Source organism: Cytobacillus sp., assembly GCF_032154635.1.
GTDB lineage: Bacteria > Bacillota > Bacilli > Bacillales > Cytobacillaceae > Cytobacillus.
Genome location: NZ_JALDXW010000019.1, coordinates 20205 through 44875 on the forward strand (window position 1 = coordinate 20205; position 24671 = coordinate 44875).

The 24671-nt window shown below is 37.4% G+C and carries 21 protein-coding genes, 1 riboswitch and 1 other annotated feature; of the genes, 20 read left to right on the forward strand and 1 reads right to left on the reverse strand.

The window, feature by feature from the left end:
- The first annotated feature begins 66 nt into the window (after window positions 1-66).
- The 3 genes from hemL to ysxE all read left to right on the forward strand — a co-directional run bounded on the left by hemL (window position 67) and on the right by ysxE (window position 3929).
- Window positions 67-1356, forward strand: a complete 1290-nt coding sequence (gene hemL, locus RUH74_RS14180; RefSeq protein WP_313801046.1) for a glutamate-1-semialdehyde 2,1-aminomutase — start codon at window positions 67-69, stop codon at window positions 1354-1356.
- 195 nt (window positions 1357-1551) lie between these two features.
- Window positions 1552-2691, forward strand: coding sequence for a stage VI sporulation protein D (gene spoVID, locus RUH74_RS14185; RefSeq protein ID WP_313801047.1), 1140 nt, complete (start codon window positions 1552-1554; stop codon window positions 2689-2691).
- A gap of 179 nt (window positions 2692-2870) precedes the next feature.
- A complete protein-coding gene (gene ysxE / locus RUH74_RS14190) occupies window positions 2871-3929 on the forward strand; it encodes a spore coat protein YsxE (protein WP_313801048.1) in 1059 nt (352 codons plus the stop codon).
- 17 nt (window positions 3930-3946) lie between these two features.
- On the opposite strand, the gene RUH74_RS14195 is transcribed toward ysxE, so the two are convergent.
- Window positions 3947-4138, reverse strand: a complete 192-nt coding sequence (locus RUH74_RS14195) for a hypothetical protein (RefSeq protein ID WP_313801049.1) — start codon at window positions 4136-4138, stop codon at window positions 3947-3949.
- A 222-nt stretch (window positions 4139-4360) separates the two neighbouring features.
- Window positions 4361-4636: a binding site (T-box leader), on the forward strand.
- Window positions 4637-4706: 70 nt separating this feature from the next.
- Between RUH74_RS14195 and RUH74_RS14200 the strand changes: the two genes are divergently transcribed.
- The 17 genes from RUH74_RS14200 to radC all read left to right on the forward strand — a co-directional run bounded on the left by RUH74_RS14200 (window position 4707) and on the right by radC (window position 24591).
- The gene (locus tag RUH74_RS14200) at window positions 4707-7352 is read left to right on the forward strand and encodes a valine--tRNA ligase (RefSeq protein WP_313801051.1); all 2646 of its coding nucleotides are present in this window, start codon (window positions 4707-4709) and stop codon (window positions 7350-7352) included.
- Window positions 7353-7422: 70 nt separating this feature from the next.
- A complete protein-coding gene (locus tag RUH74_RS14205; protein ID WP_313801053.1) occupies window positions 7423-8730 on the forward strand; it encodes a bifunctional folylpolyglutamate synthase/dihydrofolate synthase in 1308 nt (435 codons plus the stop codon).
- Between the two features lie 97 nt (window positions 8731-8827).
- Window positions 8828-10543 carry a sensor domain-containing diguanylate cyclase gene (locus tag RUH74_RS14210; protein ID WP_313801055.1) on the forward strand — a complete coding sequence of 572 codons (1716 nt, stop codon included), beginning with the start codon at window positions 8828-8830 and terminating at the stop codon, window positions 10541-10543.
- A gap of 162 nt (window positions 10544-10705) precedes the next feature.
- Window positions 10706-10786, forward strand: a riboswitch (cyclic di-GMP riboswitch).
- 114 nt (window positions 10787-10900) lie between these two features.
- Window positions 10901-11278 (forward strand): prepilin-type N-terminal cleavage/methylation domain-containing protein, encoded by a 378-nt coding sequence (locus RUH74_RS14215; RefSeq protein WP_313801057.1) that lies wholly within the window; start codon window positions 10901-10903, stop codon window positions 11276-11278.
- A 99-nt stretch (window positions 11279-11377) separates the two neighbouring features.
- Complete coding sequence (locus RUH74_RS14220; RefSeq protein WP_313801059.1) at window positions 11378-12127, forward strand: prepilin peptidase; 750 nt, start codon at window positions 11378-11380, stop codon at window positions 12125-12127.
- Between the two features lie 11 nt (window positions 12128-12138).
- A complete protein-coding gene (locus RUH74_RS14225; protein ID WP_313801061.1) occupies window positions 12139-12585 on the forward strand; it encodes a type IV pilus modification PilV family protein in 447 nt (148 codons plus the stop codon).
- Window positions 12582-13040 carry a prepilin-type N-terminal cleavage/methylation domain-containing protein gene (locus RUH74_RS14230; protein ID WP_313801063.1) on the forward strand — a complete coding sequence of 153 codons (459 nt, stop codon included), beginning with the start codon at window positions 12582-12584 and terminating at the stop codon, window positions 13038-13040. Before RUH74_RS14225 ends, RUH74_RS14230 begins: the two co-directional genes overlap by 4 nt.
- Window positions 13018-14250 carry a hypothetical protein gene (locus RUH74_RS14235; protein WP_313801065.1) on the forward strand — a complete coding sequence of 411 codons (1233 nt, stop codon included), beginning with the start codon at window positions 13018-13020 and terminating at the stop codon, window positions 14248-14250. The genes RUH74_RS14230 and RUH74_RS14235 overlap by 23 nt, the downstream gene beginning before the upstream one ends.
- 26 nt (window positions 14251-14276) lie before the next feature.
- Window positions 14277-15425, forward strand: a complete 1149-nt coding sequence (gene pilM / locus RUH74_RS14240; protein WP_313801067.1) for a type IV pilus biogenesis protein PilM — start codon at window positions 14277-14279, stop codon at window positions 15423-15425.
- A 42-nt stretch (window positions 15426-15467) separates the two neighbouring features.
- Window positions 15468-16025, forward strand: a complete 558-nt coding sequence (locus RUH74_RS14245; RefSeq protein WP_313801069.1) for a hypothetical protein — start codon at window positions 15468-15470, stop codon at window positions 16023-16025.
- Window positions 16022-17581 (forward strand): hypothetical protein, encoded by a 1560-nt coding sequence (locus tag RUH74_RS14250; protein ID WP_313801071.1) that lies wholly within the window; start codon window positions 16022-16024, stop codon window positions 17579-17581. The genes RUH74_RS14245 and RUH74_RS14250 overlap by 4 nt, the downstream gene beginning before the upstream one ends.
- Before the next feature lie 179 nt (window positions 17582-17760).
- Complete coding sequence (locus RUH74_RS14255) at window positions 17761-19425, forward strand: GspE/PulE family protein (RefSeq protein WP_313801073.1); 1665 nt, start codon at window positions 17761-17763, stop codon at window positions 19423-19425.
- Between the two features lie 50 nt (window positions 19426-19475).
- Window positions 19476-20510 carry a type IV pilus twitching motility protein PilT gene (locus RUH74_RS14260; RefSeq protein ID WP_313801075.1) on the forward strand — a complete coding sequence of 345 codons (1035 nt, stop codon included), beginning with the start codon at window positions 19476-19478 and terminating at the stop codon, window positions 20508-20510.
- A gap of 27 nt (window positions 20511-20537) precedes the next feature.
- A complete protein-coding gene (locus tag RUH74_RS14265; protein ID WP_313801077.1) occupies window positions 20538-21752 on the forward strand; it encodes a type II secretion system F family protein in 1215 nt (404 codons plus the stop codon).
- A gap of 128 nt (window positions 21753-21880) precedes the next feature.
- Window positions 21881-22984 (forward strand): SPOR domain-containing protein, encoded by a 1104-nt coding sequence (locus tag RUH74_RS14270; RefSeq protein ID WP_313801079.1) that lies wholly within the window; start codon window positions 21881-21883, stop codon window positions 22982-22984.
- Window positions 22985-23275: 291 nt separating this feature from the next.
- On the forward strand, window positions 23276-23848 hold the full coding sequence (locus RUH74_RS14275) for a Maf family protein (protein ID WP_313801081.1): 573 nt from the start codon (window positions 23276-23278) through the stop codon (window positions 23846-23848).
- 53 nt (window positions 23849-23901) lie between these two features.
- Window positions 23902-24591, forward strand: a complete 690-nt coding sequence (gene radC / locus RUH74_RS14280) for a RadC family protein (RefSeq protein ID WP_313801083.1) — start codon at window positions 23902-23904, stop codon at window positions 24589-24591.
- Window positions 24592-24671: the final 80 nt, after the last annotated feature.

A 24671-nucleotide genomic window follows, 5' to 3' on the forward strand; every position in this document is an offset into this window, starting at 1 on the left:
AAGATAGGGTATTTGTACGGCAAACGGTATTATTTTCAAGCATAAAAAAGTGAAAAGAGGGATTAGATGCGCTCTTACGAAAAATCCATTCAGGCCTTTAAAGAAGCGAAAAAATTAATGCCGGGCGGAGTGAATTCTCCTGTTCGTGCATTTAAATCAGTGAATATGGACCCCATTTTTATGGAAAGAGGAAAAGGGTCGAAAATCTATGATATCGATGGCAATGAATATATTGACTACGTTTTATCGTGGGGACCGCTCATTTTAGGGCATACAAATGAACGTGTCGTTGAAGCTCTTAAAAAAGTTGCTGAGCAAGGAACAAGCTTTGGAGCACCGACAGTTACTGAAAACGACCTTGCAAAGCTAGTAATCGAAAGAGTTCCTTCTATTGAAATTGTTCGTATGGTTTCCTCAGGAACAGAAGCAACGATGAGTGCGCTAAGACTTGCACGCGGCTATACAGGCCGAAATAAAATTCTAAAGTTTGAAGGCTGCTATCATGGCCATGGTGATTCCTTATTAATTAAGGCTGGTTCAGGAGTGGCAACGCTTGGTCTTCCAGATAGTCCCGGGGTACCAGAAGGAATTGCGAAAAATACGATTACTGTTCCTTACAATGATTTAGAAAGCGTAAAGTATGCTTTCGAGCAATTCGGCGAGGATATTGCTGGAATTATAGTGGAGCCAGTTGCAGGTAATATGGGTGTTGTACCACCACTGCCAGGCTTTTTAGAAGGACTTAGAGAAATTACAACACTATACGGGGCATTGCTAATATTTGATGAAGTAATGACAGGCTTCCGTGTCGGCTATAACTGTGCCCAAGGCTACTTCCATGTTACACCTGATATTACTTGTCTTGGTAAAGTAATCGGCGGAGGACTTCCCGTAGGTGCATACGGTGGTAAGGCTGAAATTATGGAACAAATTGCGCCGAGCGGTCCTATCTATCAAGCTGGTACATTGTCAGGAAACCCGCTTGCAATGACAGCTGGATATGAAACATTAAGTCAGCTGACACCTGAGGCATACACGGAATTTACACGTAAAGGGGATATGCTTGAAGCCGGTATTAAAGCGGCTGCGGAAAAGTATGGTATTCCGAATACCGTCAATCGTGCAGGCTCCATGATCGGATTCTTCTTTACGAATGAAAAGGTTATTAATTATGATAAAGCAAAAGCTTCCAACTTAGATTATTTTGCAGCATACTACCGTGAAATGGCAAATGAAGGGGTCTTTTTGCCACCATCTCAATTTGAAGGCTTGTTCTTATCAACTGAACATAGTGACGAAGATATAGAAAAGACATTACAAGCAATCGAAATTGCATTTTCAAAAATTAAAGGATAAATTATTTTTACACTCATCATCTATGATGGGTGTTTTTTATATTCTTGCGAAAAATTGTTTGTTTTTGCAAACTGCCTGTTCCCCCCTTTTCTTTTTACTATGTCATTCTTTTTCAGGTCATAAATAAATAATTTTTCTCATAAAGTGTAAATGACATAGTGATTAAACGTGAAAGGTATGAAAGGAGGAGTCGCTTTGTCTCAGGGGAATCAAACGTGTTTACGATTTTCTTTGGAAGAGTCCGTCTGGTTTCAAAAAGGACAGGAAGTACTTGATTTGATTTCAATCTCGTTAGACCCTGATATTTTTATTCAGGAAGATGATCAATATGTTACGATTCAAGGAGCGCTCGAGCTATCAGGTGAATATAAACGCAATGAAACAGAGACGGCGGATGATGAAGAAACTTTTGCCGCTCCAAAATTCATGCAAGTGGTCGAAGAAAGAGAAGAAGGGATATGTGAATTTAGACATTACTTCCCAGTGGATATAACTATACCGATTAACAGAATTCAGAGTTTAAATGAAATTGATGTACAAATCGAATCCTTTGATTATGTGTTTCCGGAAAGAAGCTGCTTGAAGCTTTCTGCTAATTTAATGATTACTGGCTTATATGAGGAGCAACAGCTAACCGACGAAATCGACACAGAGGAAGAGGAATTAGAGCCATTTTTGAATCGTTCATCCAATTCGGAAGATGTAGTAGATGTGAGTTCATTAGAAAAAGCTTTTGCAGAAGAAAAAGAACAAGAAGAGGATCGTACAGAAATTTTTGTCCGTTCGGTTAACGAAATGGAAAGCCAAGATGAGGGGAAGGAGAAAGTCTTTATCCCATTTGAAGCAGAGGCAAGAAAAGAGCCGGAACTAGAGCTTAAGGAAAAAGAGGAAGAAAAAGTTGATGAGCCGGAAATCACTTTTTATTCCGCAAAAAGAAGTGAAGAGTCGCCACCATCTGCAGAAGACATTTTTGAAATTCCTGTAGATGAAAGTCCAGTACAGGATGTGGATATTGCCGAGGTCGAAAGCCCTGAACAGGAGCAGAAACCGGAATCTCCAGAATCAATAGATGAAAGTCCTGAAAAAACGGATAAGAAAAAGAAGAAATCGAAAAAGAAGAGCATGACATTAACCGAATTTTTTGCCCGTAAGGAAGAGGCGGAACACGTAGCAAAATTAAAGGTATGCATTGTTCAAAGCGGAGACACAGTTGATCTTATTGCTGAAAGGTATTCAATTGGTGTGAACCAGTTGCTAAGTGTCAATCATTTAGAATTAAATCAAGATTTATATGAAGGGCAAGTGCTTTATATTCCAGCTGTAGTAGCCCGTTAGAAAAAATGCAAAACAGGCTTGGCGGGTTAGCAAACACCTGCTTAGGCTGTTTTCTTTTTTTATAAGTGGTTGTTGTAATATTGGTTGGCTGGAGTGTAAGTCAGCTTTTTACCCATTATGGCTAAATTAGCAGCAATATACGAGGAGACAGCCTTTCTTTAGAAAGAGAGTGGATTCTTATGGAAAAGGAGAACCGTTTACTTAAGGTTGCACCGATATTGAGGAACTATGCCCTTGAGCCGCATTTTGTTGAGGAGCGTGGACGCATTCGGAAAATTTATACGAATAAAGGGGTATTTGCCTTAAAGAAAATTGATCCAAAGCATGGCGGTGACTTTATACGCCATGTCCAGTCTCTCTTTCAAAAAGGCTATAACCGAATTGTTCCTATATTTCCTGCGATTGATGGTAGATATGCGGTTTTACATGAAAATGAATTATATTATTTAATGCCTTGGTTGGCAAATGAAGTAAAGGAAAATCGATTTGAGCGCAATCAGCAGCTGTTTCGCGAACTTGCAAGACTTCATACCTTATCTGTAAGGGAAGTAACAATCAGCAAGGAGGATCGAGCAGAGCATTATGAAAAGACATTGCTTGAATGGGAAAAAGAAAACGAATTTTTAATTGGGTTTATTGAATCGTGTGAAAGAAGAGAATACTTGTCTCCCTTCGAGTTATTGTTTTCTCTTTCCTATCACGACATTAGCCAGGCACTGCAATTTTCCATTAAAAGATTTAAAGCATGGTATGAAAAGACGGAGGAAAATGAAAAAGCCCGAACAGTAATTATACACGGAAAGGTCTCTACTGAACATTTTCTATTTGATGATAAAGGGCATGGGTATTTCGCCAATTTTGAAAAGTCAAGACTAGGCTCCCCCCTTCATGATTTATTGCCATTTTTATCGAGAACGTTAAAAACATATCCAAAAAGGTCGGAGGAATGCATTGAATGGATATACACGTATTTAAAGTATTTTCCGTTTAAAGAGGATGAGTTATTACTTTTCCAGAGCTATTTTGCCCATCCGGGTGCAGTTATACGATCAGCAGAAAACTATTTTAAAGCGTCGGATCGCAAAGGGGAAAGAAAATCAGTTCTGCACTTCCAAAGGCAGTACTGGCTTCTGAAAAATACAGAGTATATTTTGATGAGAATAGAAGAAATTGAGGCACAAAAACAACAAGCAAAAGCTAGTGAAGAGGCAAATGGGCAAGGAGGAGCCCAAAATTGAATGTGAATTTTGGGCTCTTATAGTAATTCGAAGTGAAAAGCAATGGCTAATAATATTAATGCGGTTAGCAGCAATACATCGAGTGTAAAAGGAAAAAGAATCGTTCGAATTCCTTGAAATACACAAATTGGAATAATAAATTGCGCACAAACCCCTCTAATTTTTCTTAACCATGGTGGGAGAATATAAGGATTGTATCTTCTTCTCAATCAGCATACCCCTTTCAAACATTCCTTTCTTAAACTATTCTATGTACGCTTCGCATGGTTAGTGCCTATAATTTAGTAAATGCCCGAAAGGTTCCCAACTAAGTTGGAAGTTTCACTTTATAAAACATGAACGCAAAAAATATAAATGAATAAATTATAAATAAATAGGCAATTAATATTGACTATAGCCATCATTTTTCGGTAGTATATTTATAAATTAAATCACAGGCTTTGACAGGGAAGAGTACAATAGCCATTTGCTTTTAGAGAGGAAAACCGTCAGCTGAAAGGTTTTCTAAGCGGAACTATTGGAAGGTCGCCCTCGAGCTTCTTTCGCGAAAGGACTAATGTTCAAGTAGTGAAAGACGGGAAATCCGTTATCTATTTAAGAGTCAATCATTTCTTTAAGAGATATCAGTGCCTTCCTAGAGGTTTCTGTTTATCTTATGTGATTGAAAAAAAGGTGGTACCGCGAAGCTAACTCCATTCGTCCTTTTAAGGCGAATGGAGTTTTTTTATTTTATTTAAGAGCACTAGCTGATAAATTGTTTGGAAAGGAAGATTGACGATGGAAACGAAGGAACTGACAATGCCGACTAAATATGATCCACAGGCAATTGAACAAGGGCGCTATGATTGGTGGCTAAAGGGGAAATATTTTGAGGCGAAGGATGACGAAAAGAAGGAGCCTTATACGATTGTTATTCCGCCGCCTAACGTAACAGGAAGACTGCATCTTGGGCATGCATGGGATACAACTCTTCAAGATATTCTAACCCGTATGAAGCGAATGCAGGGTTATGATGTTTTGTGGCTGCCAGGTATGGACCATGCTGGAATTGCTACCCAGGCAAAAGTAGAAGAAAAGCTTCGCAATGAAGGAAAAAGCCGCTACGATTTAGGCCGTGAAAAATTTGTTGAAGAAACTTGGAAATGGAAAGAGGAATATGCAAGTCATATCCGCCAGCAATGGTCTAAGCTAGGTCTAGGATTAGATTACAGCCGTGAGCGTTTTACGCTGGATGAGGGGCTATCAAAAGCGGTTCGAGAAGTATTTGTTTCTCTTTATAATAAGGGACTGATCTACCGCGGAGAATACATTATTAACTGGGATCCATCAACAAAAACGGCCCTTTCTGACATTGAGGTTATTCATAAGGATGTTCAGGGTGCATTCTATCATATGAAATACCCGCTAGCCGATGGATCAGGACATATTGAAATTGCAACAACACGTCCTGAAACCATGCTTGGCGATACAGCTGTAGCTGTTCATCCTGAAGATGAGCGCTATAAGCATTTAATTGGTAAGATGGTTAAGCTCCCAATCGTTGGCCGTGAAATTCCAATTGTTGCTGATGATTATGTAGATATGGAGTTCGGATCAGGTGCTGTAAAAATTACGCCTGCACATGACCCGAATGACTTTGAAATTGGAAACCGCCACAATCTTGAACGCGTTCTTGTTATGAATGAAGATGGAACGATGAATGCAAAGGCCGATAAGTACAAAGGAATGGATCGATTCGAATGCCGCAAGCAGATTGTTAAAGATCTGCAAGAGCAAGGGGTACTATTTAAAATTGAAGAGCATATGCATTCGGTTGGACATTCTGAACGAAGCGGTGCGGTTGTTGAACCATATCTTTCCACTCAATGGTTTGTAAAAATGCAGCCATTAGCTAATGAAGCAATTGCCCTTCAGGCAAAAGAAAATAAAGTTAATTTTGTACCAAACCGTTTCGAAAATACGTATCTTCGCTGGATGGAGAATATTCGCGACTGGTGTATCTCGCGTCAGCTTTGGTGGGGACACCGAATCCCAGCTTGGTATCATAAGGAGACTGGTGAGGTGTTCGTTGGCCACGAAGCACCAGAAGATATCGAAAACTGGGAGCAGGATAAGGATGTTTTAGATACATGGTTCAGTTCTGCCTTATGGCCGTTCTCAACTATGGGTTGGCCTGATGCAGAGACTCCTGATTATAAACGCTATTATCCAACGGCAGCACTTGTTACAGGTTATGACATTATCTTCTTCTGGGTATCTAGGATGATTTTCCAAGGGCTTGAATTTACAGGCGAACGTCCATTTAAAGATGTTCTCATCCACGGGCTTGTTCGTGATTCAGAAGGCCGCAAAATGAGTAAGTCACTTGGAAACGGTGTCGATCCAATGGATGTCATCGATAAATATGGTGCGGATTCGCTCCGTTACTTCCTATCAACAGGAAGTTCACCAGGTCAAGATTTGCGATTCAGCATGGAAAAGGTTGAGGCGACATGGAACTTTGCGAATAAGATTTGGAATGCATCCCGTTTTGCGTTAATGAATATGAACGGCTTAACCTATGACGAAATTGATCTAAGCGGTGAAAAATCAGTGGCTGATAAATGGATTTTAACTCGTTTGAATGAAACGATTGAAACGGTAACGAGACTATCAGACCGCTATGAGTTCGGTGAAGTGGGCCGTATTCTTTATAACTTCATTTGGGACGATTTCTGTGACTGGTATATTGAAATGGCTAAGCTTCCGCTATACGGAGAAGATGAAGCAGCGAAGAAAACAACTCGTTCCATTTTGGCTTATGTATTAGACAATACTATGAGATTGCTGCATCCGTTCATGCCATTCATTACCGAGGAAATTTGGCAAAACCTTCCTCATTCAGGAGAATCAATTACAACTGCTACATGGCCAGAAGTGAAGTCTGAATTCACGGATGAGAAGGCTGCTGATGAAATGAAGCTATTAGTCGAAATCATCCGCTCTGTTCGCAATAGCCGTGCAGAAGTAAATACACCTATGAGTAAAAAGATTAAGATGATAGTAAAAGCAAAAGATGAAGCTATTTTGAGTACATTAAAAAACAACCGTGGCTATATTGAACGTTTCTGTAATCCAGAGGAATTGATCGTTGCAACAGAGGTTGAAATCCCTGAAAAGGCGATGACAGCGGTTGTAACAGGAGCAGAAATTATCTTGCCGCTTGAGGGCTTAATCAATATAGAAGAAGAAATCACCCGTTTAGAAAAAGAGTGGGATAAACTGAACAAAGAAGTTGAGCGTGTTCAGAAGAAATTAAGCAATGAGGGCTTTGTTAAAAAGGCACCAGAAAAAGTAATTGAAGAAGAGAGAGCAAAGGAACGAGATTATAGTGAGAAGAGAGCAGCTGTGGAAGCGCGTATTAAAGAATTAAAAGGCGAATAACAAAGTAACTAGGAGGCGAATCCAAACTACACTGGATTCGTCTTCCTATGTGTGGTTTGGAGGGACTAGCATGTTTACAACTTATGATGAGGCGGTTTCATGGATACACTCCCGCTTAAGACTTGGGGTGAAGCCTGGATTGAAAAGAATGGAATGGATGATGGAGAAGCTTGGACATCCTGAAAGAAGAATGAAAACCATTCATATCGGAGGAACTAACGGGAAAGGTTCCACTTTAACTTATCTTCGCCACATCCTTCAGGAGTCTGGCTGTTCTGTGGGGACTTTTACTTCTCCTTATTTTGAGCAATTTAATGAAAGAATTGCATGGAATGGCATTCCAATTAAAGACGAAGATATTGTTCAATTGGCGAATGATATTTACCCGCTCTCTGTAGAACTGGAAGCAACCGATCTCGGCGGACCGACAGAATTTGAAATCATCACAGCGATGGCGATGCAATATTTTGGTCATGTACAGTCAGTAGATATTGTTTTATTCGAGGTTGGTCTGGGCGGAAGGTTCGATTCTACCAATATTATCTTTCCGATTCTATCGATTATTACGAATATCGGATTAGACCATACGGGAATACTCGGTTCTACACATGCAGAAATTGCTTTTGAAAAAGCAGGTATTATTAAACCGGGAACGAGTATCATTACAGCGGTAAAGCAAGCAGATGCTAAGCAGGTCATTGAAAATAAGGCGCTTGAGATGAAGGCACCACTATACTCTCTCGGCAGCCAGTTTTCAATTGAGGAGCATCATTCAACAACGACTGGGGAAAAATTTTCACAAAAAACCCCTTTTCGTAAATGGTCAAACTTAGAGATTTCTATGGCAGGCAGCCACCAAACGGAAAATGCCTCTTTAGCGGTTATGGCAGTGGAGCTATTAAATAAATACTATTCTTTCTTAATAGAGGACGAGCATATCTACTCCGGTTTGAAAAAAGCTTATTGGCCTGGAAGATTTGAAATCATTTCAAAGGACCCGATGATTATTATTGACGGGGCTCATAATGAAGAAGGGATTACAGCATTGGTAAATGAATTGAAAAAGCGATATTCTAATAAGAAAATCAGAATTGTTTTTACTGCGCTTTCTGATAAAAAGTTGGATAAAATGATCCTAAATTTAGATGAAGTTGCAGATAAAATTACCTTTGTAACCTTTGATTTTCCAAGAGCAGCTAGTGCAGAAGCGTTATTCAATAGAAGTCAAAATGATAATAAACATTTCGCAAAGGATTGGAAAGCAGCAATAAATGAGGAAATCCATTCCCTACAAAACGAGGAAGTCCTCGTTGTTACAGGGTCTTTATACTTTCTATCAGAGGTGAAGCCATTCTTGTTAGAAGCTGTAAAAAGGTAAAATTATGAAGGATTCGTGTGACATCAGTTTAGAAATTTGATAAGATAATCATATTATGTGACTAATGACCTATAAAACAACGATGGGGGGGATATAAATGGTAAGTTTACTTAAGAAAAGAATAACTTGGATTATTTGGTTGTTCGTATTTCCGTTAGGTTTATGGTTTACTTACCAGAAGTATCCTCCTCAAATTTCTGGTCTTGAAGTAGACGTTTTGCTTTTCTTATTGCTTGCGTCATTCGTTGCAGCTACACCCATGATTATTAATAGGTCTCCTGTATTTTTAATCCAGTGGGTTTCCTGGGCGGTCTTTTTAGCATTTGGTCTGTTTGTTGAATTAGTAATCATCCAGTTTGCGCTCATTGTTTTATTTATCCGCATTAAGCTTCCTAATACTGAATTTTTTCGAATCCCGTTAAACTCTCTTATGTTCTTTTTAGTTTCTCTTTTTAGTGGTATTTTTTATTACTCTCTTGGTGGAAAAACGGGAATCAATATAGGGGAGTTACATGAATCTTTTTGGCTTATCATCATTTATCCTATTTTTTATTACCTTTTGAATCATTTCATCATTATTATTTTAAATATACTCGTTTATAATGGCCGTAAAGTTCTTTTTGGAAAAGATTTTGTTTGGGAAACGGTTGCAACACTAATAACCTTTCCAATCGGTTTTGTTCTATACACGCTTTATGTGGAAATTGGATCAGCTGCTATTTTATTCGTTGGCGTGCCTTTCTCCAGTCTATCAATTATTTTAAATCTCTATTATTCTAGTGATAAAATTAACGGACTTTTGCAAAAGGCAGCTGAAATTGGACACCAGCTCGCAGAAAAATTAATCGTAAATGAAGTGCTCGACTTATTTATCGAGAAGATAACAGAGATGCTTACCGTTGATTACGCATACATACTTGATGTAGTGGATGAAAAGGAATTACAGATTCTTCGATATATAGAAAAAGGGGAAGTGAAATCGTCAAATATTCGCTCGTTTACAACGACAGAAGGAATTAGCGGACTTGTTTGGGATCAGCGCAAGCCGGTGCTATTTCATAAAAAGGAAGAATGGAGCCATATTGCAAATGGCTATTTGCCAGACTCGATTGAGAGTATCTTATGTGTTCCGGTGATTCGAAATAATCAAGTAACCGGTGTGTTAGTCCTTGCCTCCACCCAAAAAAGAGCATATGAGAAGTCCCAGCTTATGATTATCGATATCCTTTGTTCACATTTTGCGGTAGCAATTGAGAATGCTAGACATTATGAAGAAACAAAAGCCCAAAGCGAGCGCTGTGCTCTAACAAAGCTATACAATTACCGCTATTTTGACAATCTCTTAAGCAAAGAATTTGCTAGACTGGAAACCTTTGAAAGAGAACAATTATCACTGCTCATCCTTGACATCGACCACTTTAAATCAATAAATGATACATATGGTCACCAAAGCGGCAACGAAATTCTTTGCCAGCTCGCTGAAAAGCTGCAGCAGCTAATAGGGGAAAAAGGAACGGTCGCCCGCTATGGCGGGGAGGAATTTGTCATTCTTCTTCCAAACACTGCAAAAGACGAAGCCCTTCTAACAGCTGAAACGATCAGGCAAACAATAGCTATTCATACATTTAAACTAACTCAGCATATGGAGTGGGACGGCTGCCCACTTGGTGTGAACATCACTGCCTCGATCGGAGTCGCGGTTGCTCCATTTGATGCAGAAGATTCGCTCGGGTTAATCCGGCATGCCGACCGCGCACTGTATGTTGGCGCGAAAAGGGCTGGACGGAATCGGGTGGCGGAGTATGTGAGGTGAAAAAGTAGTTTTCCTGAAATTTCATTACGTATTAGCTTTCCGGTCTTATATACAGGTGATAAATTAACTATAATTGAAATGAAGAGTGATTGGAGGTAGTTAAAAAGTCACAGAAAATCCATTTACTTATTTTGTAAAATTGGATATAATACAAGCAATAATAGAATAATAGGATGTGTGGAAGTATGACTTGTAAATGGGCACCTGAGTCATATGGAGCAGTTGGTGCAACCGGCCTTTACAGACTATGTATTAATTTGTACATACTTGTAAGGGCCGTTTTTATATATTTTACGAGTTAATTAACTCATAAAATATGGTATTATTACTTTATTCAAGAGGGAGGAATTCGTTCAAATGATCAAAAAACTTTTGAACAAAAAAATGAAATGTTTGAAAAACCAGAAGGGTTTAACACTGATTGAATTACTAGTAGTAATTGTGATTTTAGGGATTATTGCGGCAATTGCGATACCGATGGTGATGAGCAACAGAGATGATGCTACTAAAAATACTAATGCTCAGAATAAAGCAATCTTACAGGATGCAGTAAACCGGTATTACACGGTTGAGGGAACAAGTCCTGTAGAACTAAAAGATTTAGTAGATAAAAATTATATCGATAAAGTCCCAACTTGTGCGGAAAGCAAAGATAAAAATTTTAAGTATGTTGAAGGGAAGAATCCGGGAGAAGCTGGTACAGTTAATGATGGTCAGTGTACAATGCCAAAATAAAAATATATATTATATTAAGCTGTCGCGTCATTTTTGGCGGCGACAGCTTTTTTAAATAAAGAAATTTACATACAAAACAATCAGATTGGAGGATTTTAATTGGGCTTTATCGATATTTTGTTTATTATTTTCACATTGATATTAGGAAGCTTTTTCAATGTTGTAGCGATTCGTTTATTAAAAAAGGAATCGGTTGTCTTCCCTCCATCTCATTGTCCACATTGCAGTCATAGATTAAGTATTCTTGATTTATTTCCTGTTCTAAGCTATCTATTCCTTAAAGGAAAATGCAGATATTGTAAAACTGCAATTTCACCATTATATCCATTCGGTGAATTGTTAACAGCAGTTTCTCTTTTCTATATTTATAAAACTATTGGTATATCAATTGAAATTATCCCTGCTTTTATTTTAACGATATTATTAATAATTTCTGTTTTAACAGATATACGTGAACATCTGATCCTTGATAAAGTGACGTTGCCATTGCTTGGATTATTAGTTATTAGTCGCATGTTTATCGGTTCGGAACCTTTCTGGTACTATTTACTAGGAGGATTAGTTGGTTTTTCTTTATTATTATTCATTGCCATTATCAGTAAAGGAGGCATGGGTGGGGGCGATATTAAATTGTACGCCGCCATTGGGGTAACCTTAGGACCGTCTTTAACAGCCTTAAGTCTCGTCCTTGCGTCCTTTGCTGGAGCAATTGGAGGACTTTTTCTAATGATGACAGGAAAAGTCAAAAGAGGGCAGCCAGTTGCATTTGGTCCATCAATCTTTATTGGAACCATCATCGCTTATACATATGGTGAAGAGATATGGAAATGGTATATAGGCTTTTGGTAAGGGGGCAGTTTATGAAGAATGAAAAAGGGGTTACATTAGTAGAACTTTTAGCAGCGATAGTCATTGCTGGAATTGTCATCGTTCCCTTACTGACGATTATGACAGGCACATTTTCAAGAACAATTAGTCAAGAAAAAGAGACGGAAATTGCCTATATTGCCCAGGAGGTAATGGAGAAGGTTCGACTTAAACATACTCCAGCTTTGCTATCAAATGGTTGCTGGACGAATATAAATCATATTGAAAATAACTGTAAAGGTTCTTTAGATGAAATAGATGTAAGCACGAATCTATTTGTTTATATTGAAACTGCAATTAAAGCATCACCTGAAAACGTTAATTTTAGCGAAGTTAAAGTAATTGTTAAAACCCCTACAAAAGTAGTAAACGGTGCTTCTAGTGGAGTAAAGGAAAAGGATGGAACAATAGAACTTGTTACAGTGGTGAAAACTAAATGAAAAATGAGAAAGGTGTTACTTTAGTAGAACTGCTGGTTGTTATTCTAGTGATGGGAATTATAATTGTTCCAATTTCTAATTTAGTTATTATTACTTTGAAAACTGAAAAAGAAGTATCAATTAAAAATGATGTTCAGCGTGAAGCCCGTTTAATTATGGAATATGTAACGGAAAAGATGAGAGATAATAATATTACCTGGTATCAATCCAATGATGGTTCTGGATCAATGAAATTGATTGATGGCTCAAATAAAAAAGTATTGCTAGAGTATGAGGAACGCGCAGGAAGTAAAGGAATGATAAAAAAAGACGGTATAGTTTTATCGGAAAATATAAAGGAATTTATTGTAAGTGGGCATGAAAATCCGTTAAAGGTAAAATTAATTATTGAAAAATCTGGCTTTGCATTTGAATTGAAAAGTGAGGTAATTCGTGAACGACGGTTTGAATATTGAATGTAAAACTTTATTTTCCTTATTCCGAAATAATATCGGTGGTGGTGACATGAAAGGTTGGAAAAACGTTAATTCACAATCTGGTGCAGCGCTTATGTTAGTGTTATTTGTCATTTTATTTTTGTCAATTATTAGTGCTGTTCTTCTAGCCTCAACGACGTATAGTCTAAAATCAAATGAGAAAAATAAAAAAATTCAAGATGATTTCTATACTGCTGAAGGTGCGGTTGATCTAGTTTTAGAAGAGATGAATTCTTATATAGGAAAAACTGTACCTGTAGAATTACGGGATAAGCAAGGGAATGTAATAACTGATAAAAAAGGGAAGCCGATAATAGTCATGGTTACACAAACTGGACCCTATTTTTATTTGAAAGATAAAAGTCCTTTAACAGTTAAAAAATCAATTGGGGATAAACCGCCTATAACGATTACGATCAATAAAACGGTTATTAATTCAGATAAGTTTCTCGCAAGCATAACTGCTAATGGTTCTAATGTATCCAGGAATATAGAGCTAGAAGCGGAGAAGGGAAATCCTAATTTTGATGGGGGGACAGGGACATTAAATAAACCAGTTTATTACCAAGGAAGTTTGAATTACAACGGAAGTTCTCAGCATGATGAAATAAATATTAGAGAGAACAGTGAAAGAATGTCAAATCAAACTTTCAATACGATTTTAAACAATATTGGCTACCCAGTAACTTATAATAATTCTTGGGTTATTTATAACTCATACCGTTTTACACCAGGAATTCATAATCCAATACAAATTACTTACTCTGGGAATGGGGATCGAATGGTTATTCCTAAAGATGCAACAGTGTTTGCCCAAAGTGTAAATATAAGTGGTTCTGGAAAAACAAAAGTTACAATTCAAATTGATGGGATTCTTGTAGTAGAAAGTTTTAATATGAGTGGGAATTCTACTGTTGTAATAAACGGTGCCTTAATTGTAACGAACCAGTTTAGTAAAAGTGGTGGGGGAAACGATGATTCAGTGATTATCAATTCAGGGATAATTGCAAATCATATTTCTACTAATGGTAAAAACAATTTTAGTGGTGCAGCAAAAGGGATTGATTGCTCACTTTTGGGGTTAACTGGTGATATTTGTAATAGAACAGATAATGGCACTTCCAATCCCGAAAATAATTTATGGGAATCAAGTATGAAGGTTATTGATTATGAGACATTAAGGCAATAACAGAAGACTACACTGAGGTGAATCAAATGCTACGCAACAACAAATTCTCGGGAATAGACTTTCATGACAGATCGATAGTCTATGCTACTATCAAGATGGAAAGAGGCATACCTGTACTGCAAAATATCGGCAATATAGAATTACATGATGAAACTATTGTTGGGGGCCGAACTACCAATAATGATCTCCTTTCACTAAAATTAAAAGATTTTTTTAAAAATGGTAGTTTATCAAAAAATGTCCATCTATCTATCCCGACGCAAAATATTCTTGTTCGTAAGATTACCTCATTACCTGATATCGGCGAAACTGAGTTAGCGAAGCTGTTGCAGTTTCAAATAGGCGAGAGCATTCATTTGCCATTTGAGAATCCAATCTATGATTTTGTGAAAATAGGTTCAATTGCGCCAAGTGAATTAAATGCGGATGGAAATGTTGAGGAACAGGAAGAAGATGAGCTTTCCTTAGACGAACTTGCTAAAGGGATTGAAGAAAATATGGAAGGTCCGAAAAGCGAGCTGCTGCTTTTCGCTACATCTCAATCACTAGCACAGGATTTAGCCGACATATGTACAACTGCTGGTCTTAAACCACTATCAGCTGAAATTCGCGGATTAGCACTTCAAAGATTATTGTTTTATGTTCATCCGCGCTGGCTGAAAGAGACGGAAATGATTATTGACGCTTCAGAGACTTCTGTTGATATTCATATATTTAAAGATAATATAATTGTTTTCTCAAGAATGATGTCTATTATTCGTAATGACTACTACTCAACTCCACAAGAAAATTCAGAGGATGAAGTGTTGCTGCTGGAGGAGGAGTTTTCTAAAATTGCTGCCCATTTGGAAGTTGCTGTTACAAAAGAGGAACCTAAAAGCTTATTCGAAGATTCATATGTTAATGAAATTGTTCTTGAGATAGAGCGAGCGCAAAACTTTTTTCGTTATTCCTTAAACCAGCGAGACAGTGAATTTAAAAGGATTATCGTTACGGGTGAAAAAACGAACGAGATTTTTGAACAATTAAAGGAACGTTTGGAAACAGAAGCGATTGTTAAGATTGACTATCGTTCAATTCTTGCCAATAATTTCATGGGAAATGACCTTTTAGATGCATGCAGCGTTGCTATTGGCCTTGCAATTAGAGCGAATGAAAAAAGTAAAAAAAGATAAAAAGAGGAACTTTCAAAGCGTATGTAAGAATGGAGGCCTATCGTGGAATTTAGTATAAATTTGTTACCTCAAACGAATAGTCGAAAAGAAAAAAGGTCAGTCTATCTCATTCCGATTTTAGGCATTATTGCATGTGCAGTTTCAACCTCTTTTTTAATCTATGCCTATTTTGAAACAAAGAATACTGTCCAAACACTGACAAAAAGAATTGAAATACAAACAGCTGCTCGAGATCAATTGCAGCAAGAATATCATTCTTATACTACTGGAGCAACGGAATATAACTATGCTGATAACTATAAATTATTGGATAGGTATTTAAATAATATTTATGTAAATACAACTAACTTACAGGATCGCGTAAATCGATTACTGCCTGATCTAGCTGAAGTAAATGCGTTTACATATATAAATACTGGTGAATTGACTTTTACCGTCACATTTAAATCAAAAGGTGATTCGGCCATCTTTCTTCATCGCTTACTTAATGCAAGTTTTGTTGAACAAGCACAGGTGGAAAGTATTATCGCTGATGAGGAAGAAATAGCCTACAAATCTCTATATCAAATTAAGCTTTACACGTTAGTGGGTGAAGAATGATGACCAGATGGCTTGAAAAAAATAAAAACGCCGTTTTAATCGTTATTCTCATTCTATTTATGATATTATTCATCTTCTACTTTTTTATGGTTCGCCCACTAACAGCTGAGGAAAAGAACCAATTGCAGCAATTAAATAGAATAAATGAGGATTATGCCTTTTATAAACAGGTAAAAAAAAATTTAGAGCCACAATCGTTAACAGATGAGGAAAAACAGCGTTTACTTAGCAGTATCCCGATTAGACCGAATGTTGAGGAATTAATCAAAGATATAGAGAGAACGGAATTAAAAACTGGGGCAGTTATAGATAGCGTTACGTTCAATATCAATTCGGGGAATCCAGCCGATATAAAAAATCAGCCCAATGGTGAAATGGATACAGAGAATCAAGCAGATGTGGAAGTTCAAGATAATAATGAAGATCACGCAAGCGAGGTAATTCAACAGCAGGGAGTGAATGCTTGGGATGCTATATTGCCTGAGAAATTATTAAATATCCTTAAGGAAAAGTATCCAAATGTTTATAATCTTGATATCGCATATATTGAAATGATGATTAATGTCAATGGTGAAGCAGAAGCAGTTAATCAATTTATTTATGGGCTTGAAAACTTGAAAAGAACCATTCATATTCAAGCTTATGAGTATACAATCAATGAGGATAAGGACAATCGATTGGAAGGAATAATTACGATTAGAGCATTTTATTCCGAAGATTTTGCGGATTTTATTGATGATGATACGCAATTTGAGCTTGATTATGAGTTCGATCCTGAAAAAATTAAGCGCTATATTGATATAGAGGAGTCAAATACTGGTCAGTCAAATGAAGAGAACAGTTTAACAAGGCCGGAGACTGTAACAGAACAAAATAATGATGAACGTAAAGAAGCACCTTTAGCTGGAGTCAATCCTGACTTTGGAATCTATCAAAGGCCAGATCGTAAAAACGAAGGGATAAAGAATGGCGATCCTGTATTCCATGTTGTTCAAGCGGGTGCGTATACATCTACGAAATATTTGAATATAGCTATTGAAAACCTTGTGGGGAATGGAGTACACCCAAGAATTATCGGAGATGAAATGAGCTATATCTATACCGCAACAGACAACAGTGTTGCCTCCGCTCAAAAGATTGTAGAAATCTTAAGAAAACAAGGCTTTGAATCCTATGTGAAAACATTACCCTATCGGCTTACGGCAGATGAAATAGAAAATCTTCTGCCAGAAGCAGAAGAAGTAGTATCCACTATTACTAAACTCTTATCTGATGGAATAATAGAAAGAAAGGCATTAATAACTGAAGAACAATTAAATGCTGTTCAAATGAAAAAAAAATCGTATGAAATTAAGGTTCTGCAAATGTTGAATAAAGATATAAGTGAAGGAAGGAAACAAGAGCTACAGGAAACAATGTCAATTTTAAGTCAAATAGAAGAGGATCTTGAAACTGGTATGAATAATGGAGAACTTGAATCTTTTTGGAAAATAGAAGGCTTATTACTTGATTATATGCTGATATTTAATAGTTATGTTCCTGTTGATAAAAAGTAATATAATCTATTAGTTTTATCGCAGATTAACGGGCTGTAAGACCCCCATTTCAAGAAGAGGGAATACTTCTAAGTAGGGGATCAACAACCTGTATATGCCCGATTAGTTCAACTAACAATCAGTGATAAAGAAAACTCCCACTGATTGAAGTTTCATTTTATGAAAATGAGGGATATTCAATGATTCAGAAACGAAAAAGATTAGGAGATTTGTTAGTTGAAACTTCAGTTATCACAGAAGAACAGCTAACGAACGCATTACAGGAACAAAGGAATACAGGACGCAGACTAGGAGATCAATTAATTGCGATGAATCTTGTCAGCGAGCAGCAAATAATTGAAGTATTAGAATTTCAATTGGGCATTCCGCATGTTGATTTATATAAACAGAGAATAGATAGAAAGTTAGTAAATATAATTAGTGAGGAATTGGCTCGAAAGTATCAAATATTACCACTAAAAAAGACAAATAATCGTTTGATGGTTGCAATGTATGATCCACTTGATTACTTTGCACTTGATGATCTGCGTTTAAGCACGGGATTTGAAATTGATCCGGCAATAGCTAAAAAAGATGAACTCCGTTTAGCGATCAATCGTTATTATGGGATGCAAAAATCAATTGATCAAATGATACAAGAAATGCCTACAAGTGAAGATGATCAGGCATTCCTTGAAGCTCAGCAATCAGATGACTCAGCAGTTGCAAAAATGGTTAATCAATTAATAAGTCAAGCTGTCCAACTAGGGGCTAGTGATATCCATATTGATCCACACGAAACAGAAACGCTCATTAGAATTAGGGTAGACGGAATTCTTCGGACAGAACGTACATTACCGACAAAAATGAATAATGTACTCGTTTCAAGAATTAAGATTATGTCTAGATTAAATATTGCAGAAAAAAGATTACCTCAGGATGGCCGTTTTAAAATGGAATTAGAATTAAAGACGATTGATCTTCGAATATCCATCTTGCCAACGGTGTATGGTGAAAAGGTAGTTATGCGTTTGCTTGATACTGGAAGTGTTTCTTTAGGGATTGAGAAACTAGGGTTTGCCGAAAAAAACGAGGTAAATTTTCGTAAAATGATTAACCATGCATATGGGATTATATTAGTAACAGGTCCAACTGGTTCAGGTAAATCTACAACATTATATACAGCTCTTCAAGAGTTGAATACTGATACTGTAAATATTATCACAGTTGAGGATCCAGTAGAGTATCAAATAAAGGGAATCAATCAGGTACAAGTAAAATCGAATATAGGTATGACCTTTGCGGCTGGATTACGTTCCATCTTACGTCAAGATCCAGATATTATAATGGTTGGAGAAATACGTGATTCAGAAACGGCAGAAATTGCTTTGCGCTCAGCGATGACAGGTCACTTTGTGTTAAGTACGCTTCATACGAATGATTCAGTAAGTGCGATCAGTCGATTAATCGATATGGGTGTTGAGCCGTTTCTTGTTGCTTCATCTTTAGTTGGTGTTTTAGCTCAGCGGCTTGTACGAAAAGTATGTCCGTATTGTGCAAGCACATATACACTTACAAATGAAGAAAGAGAACTTTTTGAATCGAGAGGTCTTCCAACAGGTGGAATTGTAAAAGGTTCAGGCTGCTCCAATTGTAATAGTTCTGGATATAAAGGGAGGCTTGCGATTCACGAAATTGTTTTGATTGATGATGTGCTACGGGAAATGATTACAAAGAAGCAAGCAGATTCTGTTTATCGGAAGTATGTGGAAGAAAAGGGCTTTAAAGCAATGTTATATGATGGATTACTAAAAGTTTCACAAGGAAAAACCACAATAGAGGAAATTTATCGAGTCACAGTATAATAAGGATGAAGGGACAGAAAATAGCTACTATGACTACGAATGTTTTGAATATGGAAAAATTACTACATTTTGCTTTTAATAATAATGCATCTGACTTGCATATTACTACAGGAGTCACTCCTATTGTTCGTATTAATGGGAAGCTTAAAAAGGTGGGTACTGAAAGTTTTACACCAATTGATACGTTACGGCTGGCTAAAGAAATTACTACGAACGAGCAGTTGGATCGTTTTGAAAAAGAAGGGGAACTTGATTTTTCATATTCGCTTCCTGGAGTTTGCCGATTTCGTGTAAATTTATATAGGCAAAGAGGTTCTATTGGAATAGTTTGCCGTGTAATTAATAGCAAAATTCCAACATTGGAATCATTAAACCTGCCGAAAATTACAAAAGATTTTGCAATGCAAACACAAGGGATATTGCTTGTCACTGGTCCAACTGGCAGTGGGAAGTCGACAACCTTGGCAGCAATTATCGATTATATAAATGAAATATCTAGTAAGCACATATTAACCCTAGAGGATCCGATTGAATATTTGCATAGCCATAAAAAAAGTATCATCAATCAACGTGAAATTGGTCAAGATAGTCAATCATTTTCAAATGCATTGCGTGCAGCACTTCGTCAAGATCCAGATGTAATCCTAGTTGGAGAAATGCGTGATCTCGATACGATCCAAACGGCTATAACTGCAGCAGAAACTGGCCATTTAGTATTGGCCACGCTTCATACAACGGGAGCTGCTCAAACAGTTGACCGAATTATTGATGTCTTTCCTGCAGAAAACCAACAGCAAATTCGTACACAGCTAGCCAGTACATTGGTTGGAGTAATATCCCAGCGTTTATTACCGACAGTCGATAACAGAGGACGGACAGCAGCTTTAGAGATATTAGTATCGAATCATGCTGTCGCAAACCTAATTCGTTCTAATAAAATTCATCAAATACAAACAATATTAGAAACTAGCCGAAATACCGGGATGCAGACGATAAATAGGGCAGTTTCAGAACTAGTCCAACAAGGAATGGTGACTCGTACCATTGCGGATGAATACATACCAAACTGGGACAAGCATGAATAGTCTTCTTCTAGGAAAGGGGGCAAGAAAGTGATATATCAGTATATAGGAATTGACTCACGAACAGGAAAAGAAGTAAAAGGAAAACTAAGCACCTCTTCAAAAGCAGAAGCTACTGAAGAATTAAAAAGAAAAGGTCTTTATATTATAGAAATAATTGAGAAAAAAGAGTCTATATTAAATAAAGATTTAAATATCATTATAGGTAAGCCAGTTAAGAATCAAGACTTTGTCGTATTTTGCCGTCAGCTTGCTACCTTATTAAATGCGGGTACACCAATCGTAGATTCAATTCGGCTACTTTCTGACCAAGTTTCATCAAAGGTTTTTAAAAAGGCACTTCTTACTATTTTTCAAGATGTTCGATCAGGTATTGCATTTTCAGAAGCATGTAAAAAGTTCCCGAAAATCTTTGATAAAATTTTTGTGAATATGGTACTAGCTGGTGAAACAAGTGGAGATCTAGAAAGGGTAATGAACCGTCTAGCAATCTTTTATGAAAAGGAACATAAAGTTAGGGAAAAGGTAAAGTCTGCGATGATGTATCCCATTGTGGTTTCATTTGTAGCGGTGATCGTTGTTATTATTTTACTTACTAAGGTCTTGCCAAGTTTACTAAATAACTTATTGTCGGTTGGCGGAGAAATCCCTTTACCTACAAAAATCGTAATGGCAATCTCGGAATTTCTAATAGATAAATGGTATTTCTGTCTTTTGATAGTCATGCTTATTATCCTTGTGTTTATTGCAATAAAACGTAATCCAAAGGGGCAATATATGCTGGACCTTGTAAAGTTAAAAATGCCTGTATTTGGCGTTTTAAATCAAAAACAAATTATTGCTAGAATCACTAGAACAATGGCATCACAATTTGCCAGCTCCGTTCCAGTCTTACAAACTTTAAGAATGAGTGCCGAAGTGGCAAATAATTTAGTTTTTGCAAAAGTACTTAAACAATCACTTGAATCACTTCGTGGAGGGTCAAGTTTATCCACTCCGCTTGCACACAGCTGGGTTTTTCCGAAGTTAGTCAGCCATATGGTTGCGATAGGTGAAGAAACAGGACAGCTAGATACGATGCTTGAAAAAATTGCAGACTTTTATGAAGAGGAAGTTGAGCAAATGGCATCGCGCTTAAGCGCAATACTTGAACCGTTAATGATTGCGATTTTAGGTGGGATTGTTGGACTAATCGTATTAGCTGCAATGCTGCCAATGTTTTCAATCTACGAGAACTTTAATTAAGAAAGCTATTCTTAAAAAATTTGACGAAAATCCCGAGTAACAAGACGACAAAAGTCTTGTTATTTTTTTTTGCCCTTATGATAGGATGGAACAAAATTAACAATGGATTGGGAAGAGAGGAGGAGGAAATGGTGGAGAGAGAAGAGAAGGGAAAAACAATTACGATTAAAATAAATGGCAAGAACCATACTTTTCAGGATAGTAAGCGACAAGAGAATAAAAGAATGGAAGGGGAAAATCATAGAGATCCCTTAATGGAGGAGACTGATCCAAATCATACGTATGACTATCCCTCTGCTCTTGAAGCGGCTGCTTCAAAGGAAACAGCAGATGAAGAAAATTTTGACTGGATATTGCCCGATGAATCTTCGGATTTCAATATGGACGTGCAGGAATACAAAATGGCGAAGCAGCCAAAAAAACAAAATCAAAAAGGCATAGGGACGATTAGTAAAAACTTCAAGAAAAATAATCGTCATGGCATGCGCTCCTCAGTGTTTCTGACAGTGTTTTTTGCCATTCTTTTAGGGACAAGCTTTGGATTGCTTTTGCTGAAGCTAGTGATTACTGAAAATGAAATAGCATCAGATCAGCCAGTGATTGCCGAACCAATCCCTGAGAAAACAGAGGATACTCCTGCTGGAGGAGGAGGGACAGAGAGCATTACTCTGGAGCCGCTATCTACCTTTGTTGTACAAGGAGGGGTGTTCTCAAATAAAGAGGCAGCTGATCAAATGAAGGATGAAGCGGTTCAGCTGGGAGCTCCTGCTCAAGTGGTAGAAATGAACGGACAAGCTATATTATATGTAAGTGTGGCAGACAGTATCGAACATGCGAAGGAGATCGGTGCACAATTAAAAAATAAGGGGATAGAGGTATTTGCAAAGCCAATTACTTTTGATGGAAAAACACTTAAAGACCTTCAAGGACAAGATAGAAAAGTAATGGAAGCTGCTGGAGCTATTTATCAATCATTAGCGGCAGGTGCTGCAGAAGCTGCTGTTAGTCAAACGATTTCTGCAGCAACACTTGAAAATGCTGAAAAACAAGGTTCAATCTTAAAGGATATAACTGAAGATAAACTTAAGCATGATGGGGTTATTTCAATTAAAGCAGAACTTGATCAGGCTCTTGGACAGCTTAGGGCATTTAAGCAAACACCAGATCCTTCTATTCAAACAAAGCTTCAACAGCATTTACTTGCTTTTCTTGCCGCTTATCATTCTATGTAATCCTTTTTTTAGAAATGACAAAACCTGGCATAATTCGAATATTTTCCGGGAAATAACATATGTTATTGGAGTCTGTTCGATCAATATCGACAGGCTTCTTTTTGTATGATAACAGCAATTGCAAATGAAAAGACCTATGCAATTTAGTTTTAGTATTTGTGTGAAAATTCCAGCTTTATTTTATGAACTTTTTCACTATTTGTCGGTTTAAAAATTGTTTGTCCAGCTGAATTTTGGTACGATGATGGTGTATCTCCCAAATCGATACAAAAATTAAGGTAAGGTGATGAAATGCAAAACCTCATTTTAGCCTCTTCTTCTCCACGACGAAAAGAACTTCTTGAAAACCTTCATTTAACATTTGAAGTTTCCAGCAGTGATGTCGATGAAAGCTTTAATCCCGAACTAGCACCTGGAGAAATTGTCATGGAGCTCAGCAATAGAAAAGCAAAAGCGGTGAGCAAGAAATACCCAGGCTCTTATGTGATGGGAGCCGATACCGTAGTAGTTTTAGATGGGACGATATTAGGCAAGCCGCAAGATAGGACAGAGGCATTCGCAATGCTTAAAGCTTTAGCGGGAAAAACACATGCTGTCTATACAGGGGTTTCTATTATTGCTCCTGGAATGGAAAATAAATTCTATGTAAAAACGGATGTGGTGTTTTGGGAGCTTACAGATGATGAAATAAACGCTTACATTAACACCGGTGAACCGTTTGACAAAGCAGGTGCATATGGCATTCAAGGCAAGGGCAGTTTACTCGTCAAAGAAATAACAGGTGATTATTTTTCTGTTGTCGGTCTACCTGTTTCAAAAACAGTTCGAGAATTAAGGAATGTAGGGTTTGAGATTCCTATCTGATATATTTCCTCATCTTCAGATCCCTAACGCCCGATATAGGGAGGAAATAATTCATGCAAACCGAATCCTTAATGATTAAGGATTTTCCACAGGAAGAGCGTCCAAGAGAGCGTTTTATCCAAAATGGTCCGCAAAGTTTATCTATACATGAACTTGTGGCTATTTTGCTTAGGACTGGGACAAAGGATGAATCCGTGCTGCAATTATCTAACAGGCTGATTAAACATTTTGAAGGTCTCAGGTTATTAAAGGATGCATCTTTAGATGAAATCACTTCTATAAAAGGAATTGGCAAGGCAAAGGCTATTCAGCTTCTGGCTGCAGTAGAAATTGGCAGAAGAATCTCGAATCTTTCTTGTGATGACCGGTACGTTATCCGCTCACCCGAGGATGGGGCAAAATATGTAATGAATGATATGAGATTTCTATCGCAGGAACATTTCGTATGCTTATATTTAAATACGAAAAACCAAGTCCTGCACAAACAGACAATATTTATCGGCAGTCTAAATGCTTCCATTGTTCATCCAAGAGAGGTATTCAAAGAGGCATTTAGGCGTTCAGCAGCATCGATTATTTGCCTTCATAATCACCCGAGCGGAGACCCCACACCAAGCAGAGAGGATATTGAAGTAACGAAACGCCTTTCTGAGTGTGGGAAAATAATTGGAATTGAAGTGCTCGATCATCTGATTATCGGGGATAATAAATTTGTGAGCCTGAAGGAAAAAGGGTATTTATAACACTTTAGTTTTGTCCGCTGATAAGCTATAATATTATCTATGCTTTTTTACGTCTAATTAAATAAAGTTAGCGTTTATAG

Coding starts and splice junctions, on each gene's coding strand:
- hemL (WP_313801046.1), top strand. CDS start 67: ATGCGCTCTTACGAAAAATCCATTCAGGCCTTTAAAGAAGCGAAAAAA.
- ysxE (WP_313801048.1), top strand. CDS start 2,871: ATGGAAAAGGAGAACCGTTTACTTAAGGTTGCACCGATATTGAGGAAC.
- RUH74_RS14200 (WP_313801051.1), top strand. CDS start 4,707: ATGGAAACGAAGGAACTGACAATGCCGACTAAATATGATCCACAGGCA.
- RUH74_RS14205 (WP_313801053.1), top strand. CDS start 7,423: ATGTTTACAACTTATGATGAGGCGGTTTCATGGATACACTCCCGCTTA.
- RUH74_RS14210 (WP_313801055.1), top strand. CDS start 8,828: ATGGTAAGTTTACTTAAGAAAAGAATAACTTGGATTATTTGGTTGTTC.
- RUH74_RS14215 (WP_313801057.1), top strand. CDS start 10,901: ATGATCAAAAAACTTTTGAACAAAAAAATGAAATGTTTGAAAAACCAG.
- RUH74_RS14225 (WP_313801061.1), top strand. CDS start 12,139: ATGAAGAATGAAAAAGGGGTTACATTAGTAGAACTTTTAGCAGCGATA.
- RUH74_RS14230 (WP_313801063.1), top strand. CDS start 12,582: ATGAAAAATGAGAAAGGTGTTACTTTAGTAGAACTGCTGGTTGTTATT.
- pilM (WP_313801067.1), top strand. CDS start 14,277: ATGCTACGCAACAACAAATTCTCGGGAATAGACTTTCATGACAGATCG.
- RUH74_RS14250 (WP_313801071.1), top strand. CDS start 16,022: ATGATGACCAGATGGCTTGAAAAAAATAAAAACGCCGTTTTAATCGTT.
- RUH74_RS14255 (WP_313801073.1), top strand. CDS start 17,761: ATGATTCAGAAACGAAAAAGATTAGGAGATTTGTTAGTTGAAACTTCA.
- RUH74_RS14260 (WP_313801075.1), top strand. CDS start 19,476: ATGGAAAAATTACTACATTTTGCTTTTAATAATAATGCATCTGACTTG.
- RUH74_RS14270 (WP_313801079.1), top strand. CDS start 21,881: ATGGTGGAGAGAGAAGAGAAGGGAAAAACAATTACGATTAAAATAAAT.
- RUH74_RS14275 (WP_313801081.1), top strand. CDS start 23,276: ATGCAAAACCTCATTTTAGCCTCTTCTTCTCCACGACGAAAAGAACTT.
- radC (WP_313801083.1), top strand. CDS start 23,902: ATGCAAACCGAATCCTTAATGATTAAGGATTTTCCACAGGAAGAGCGT.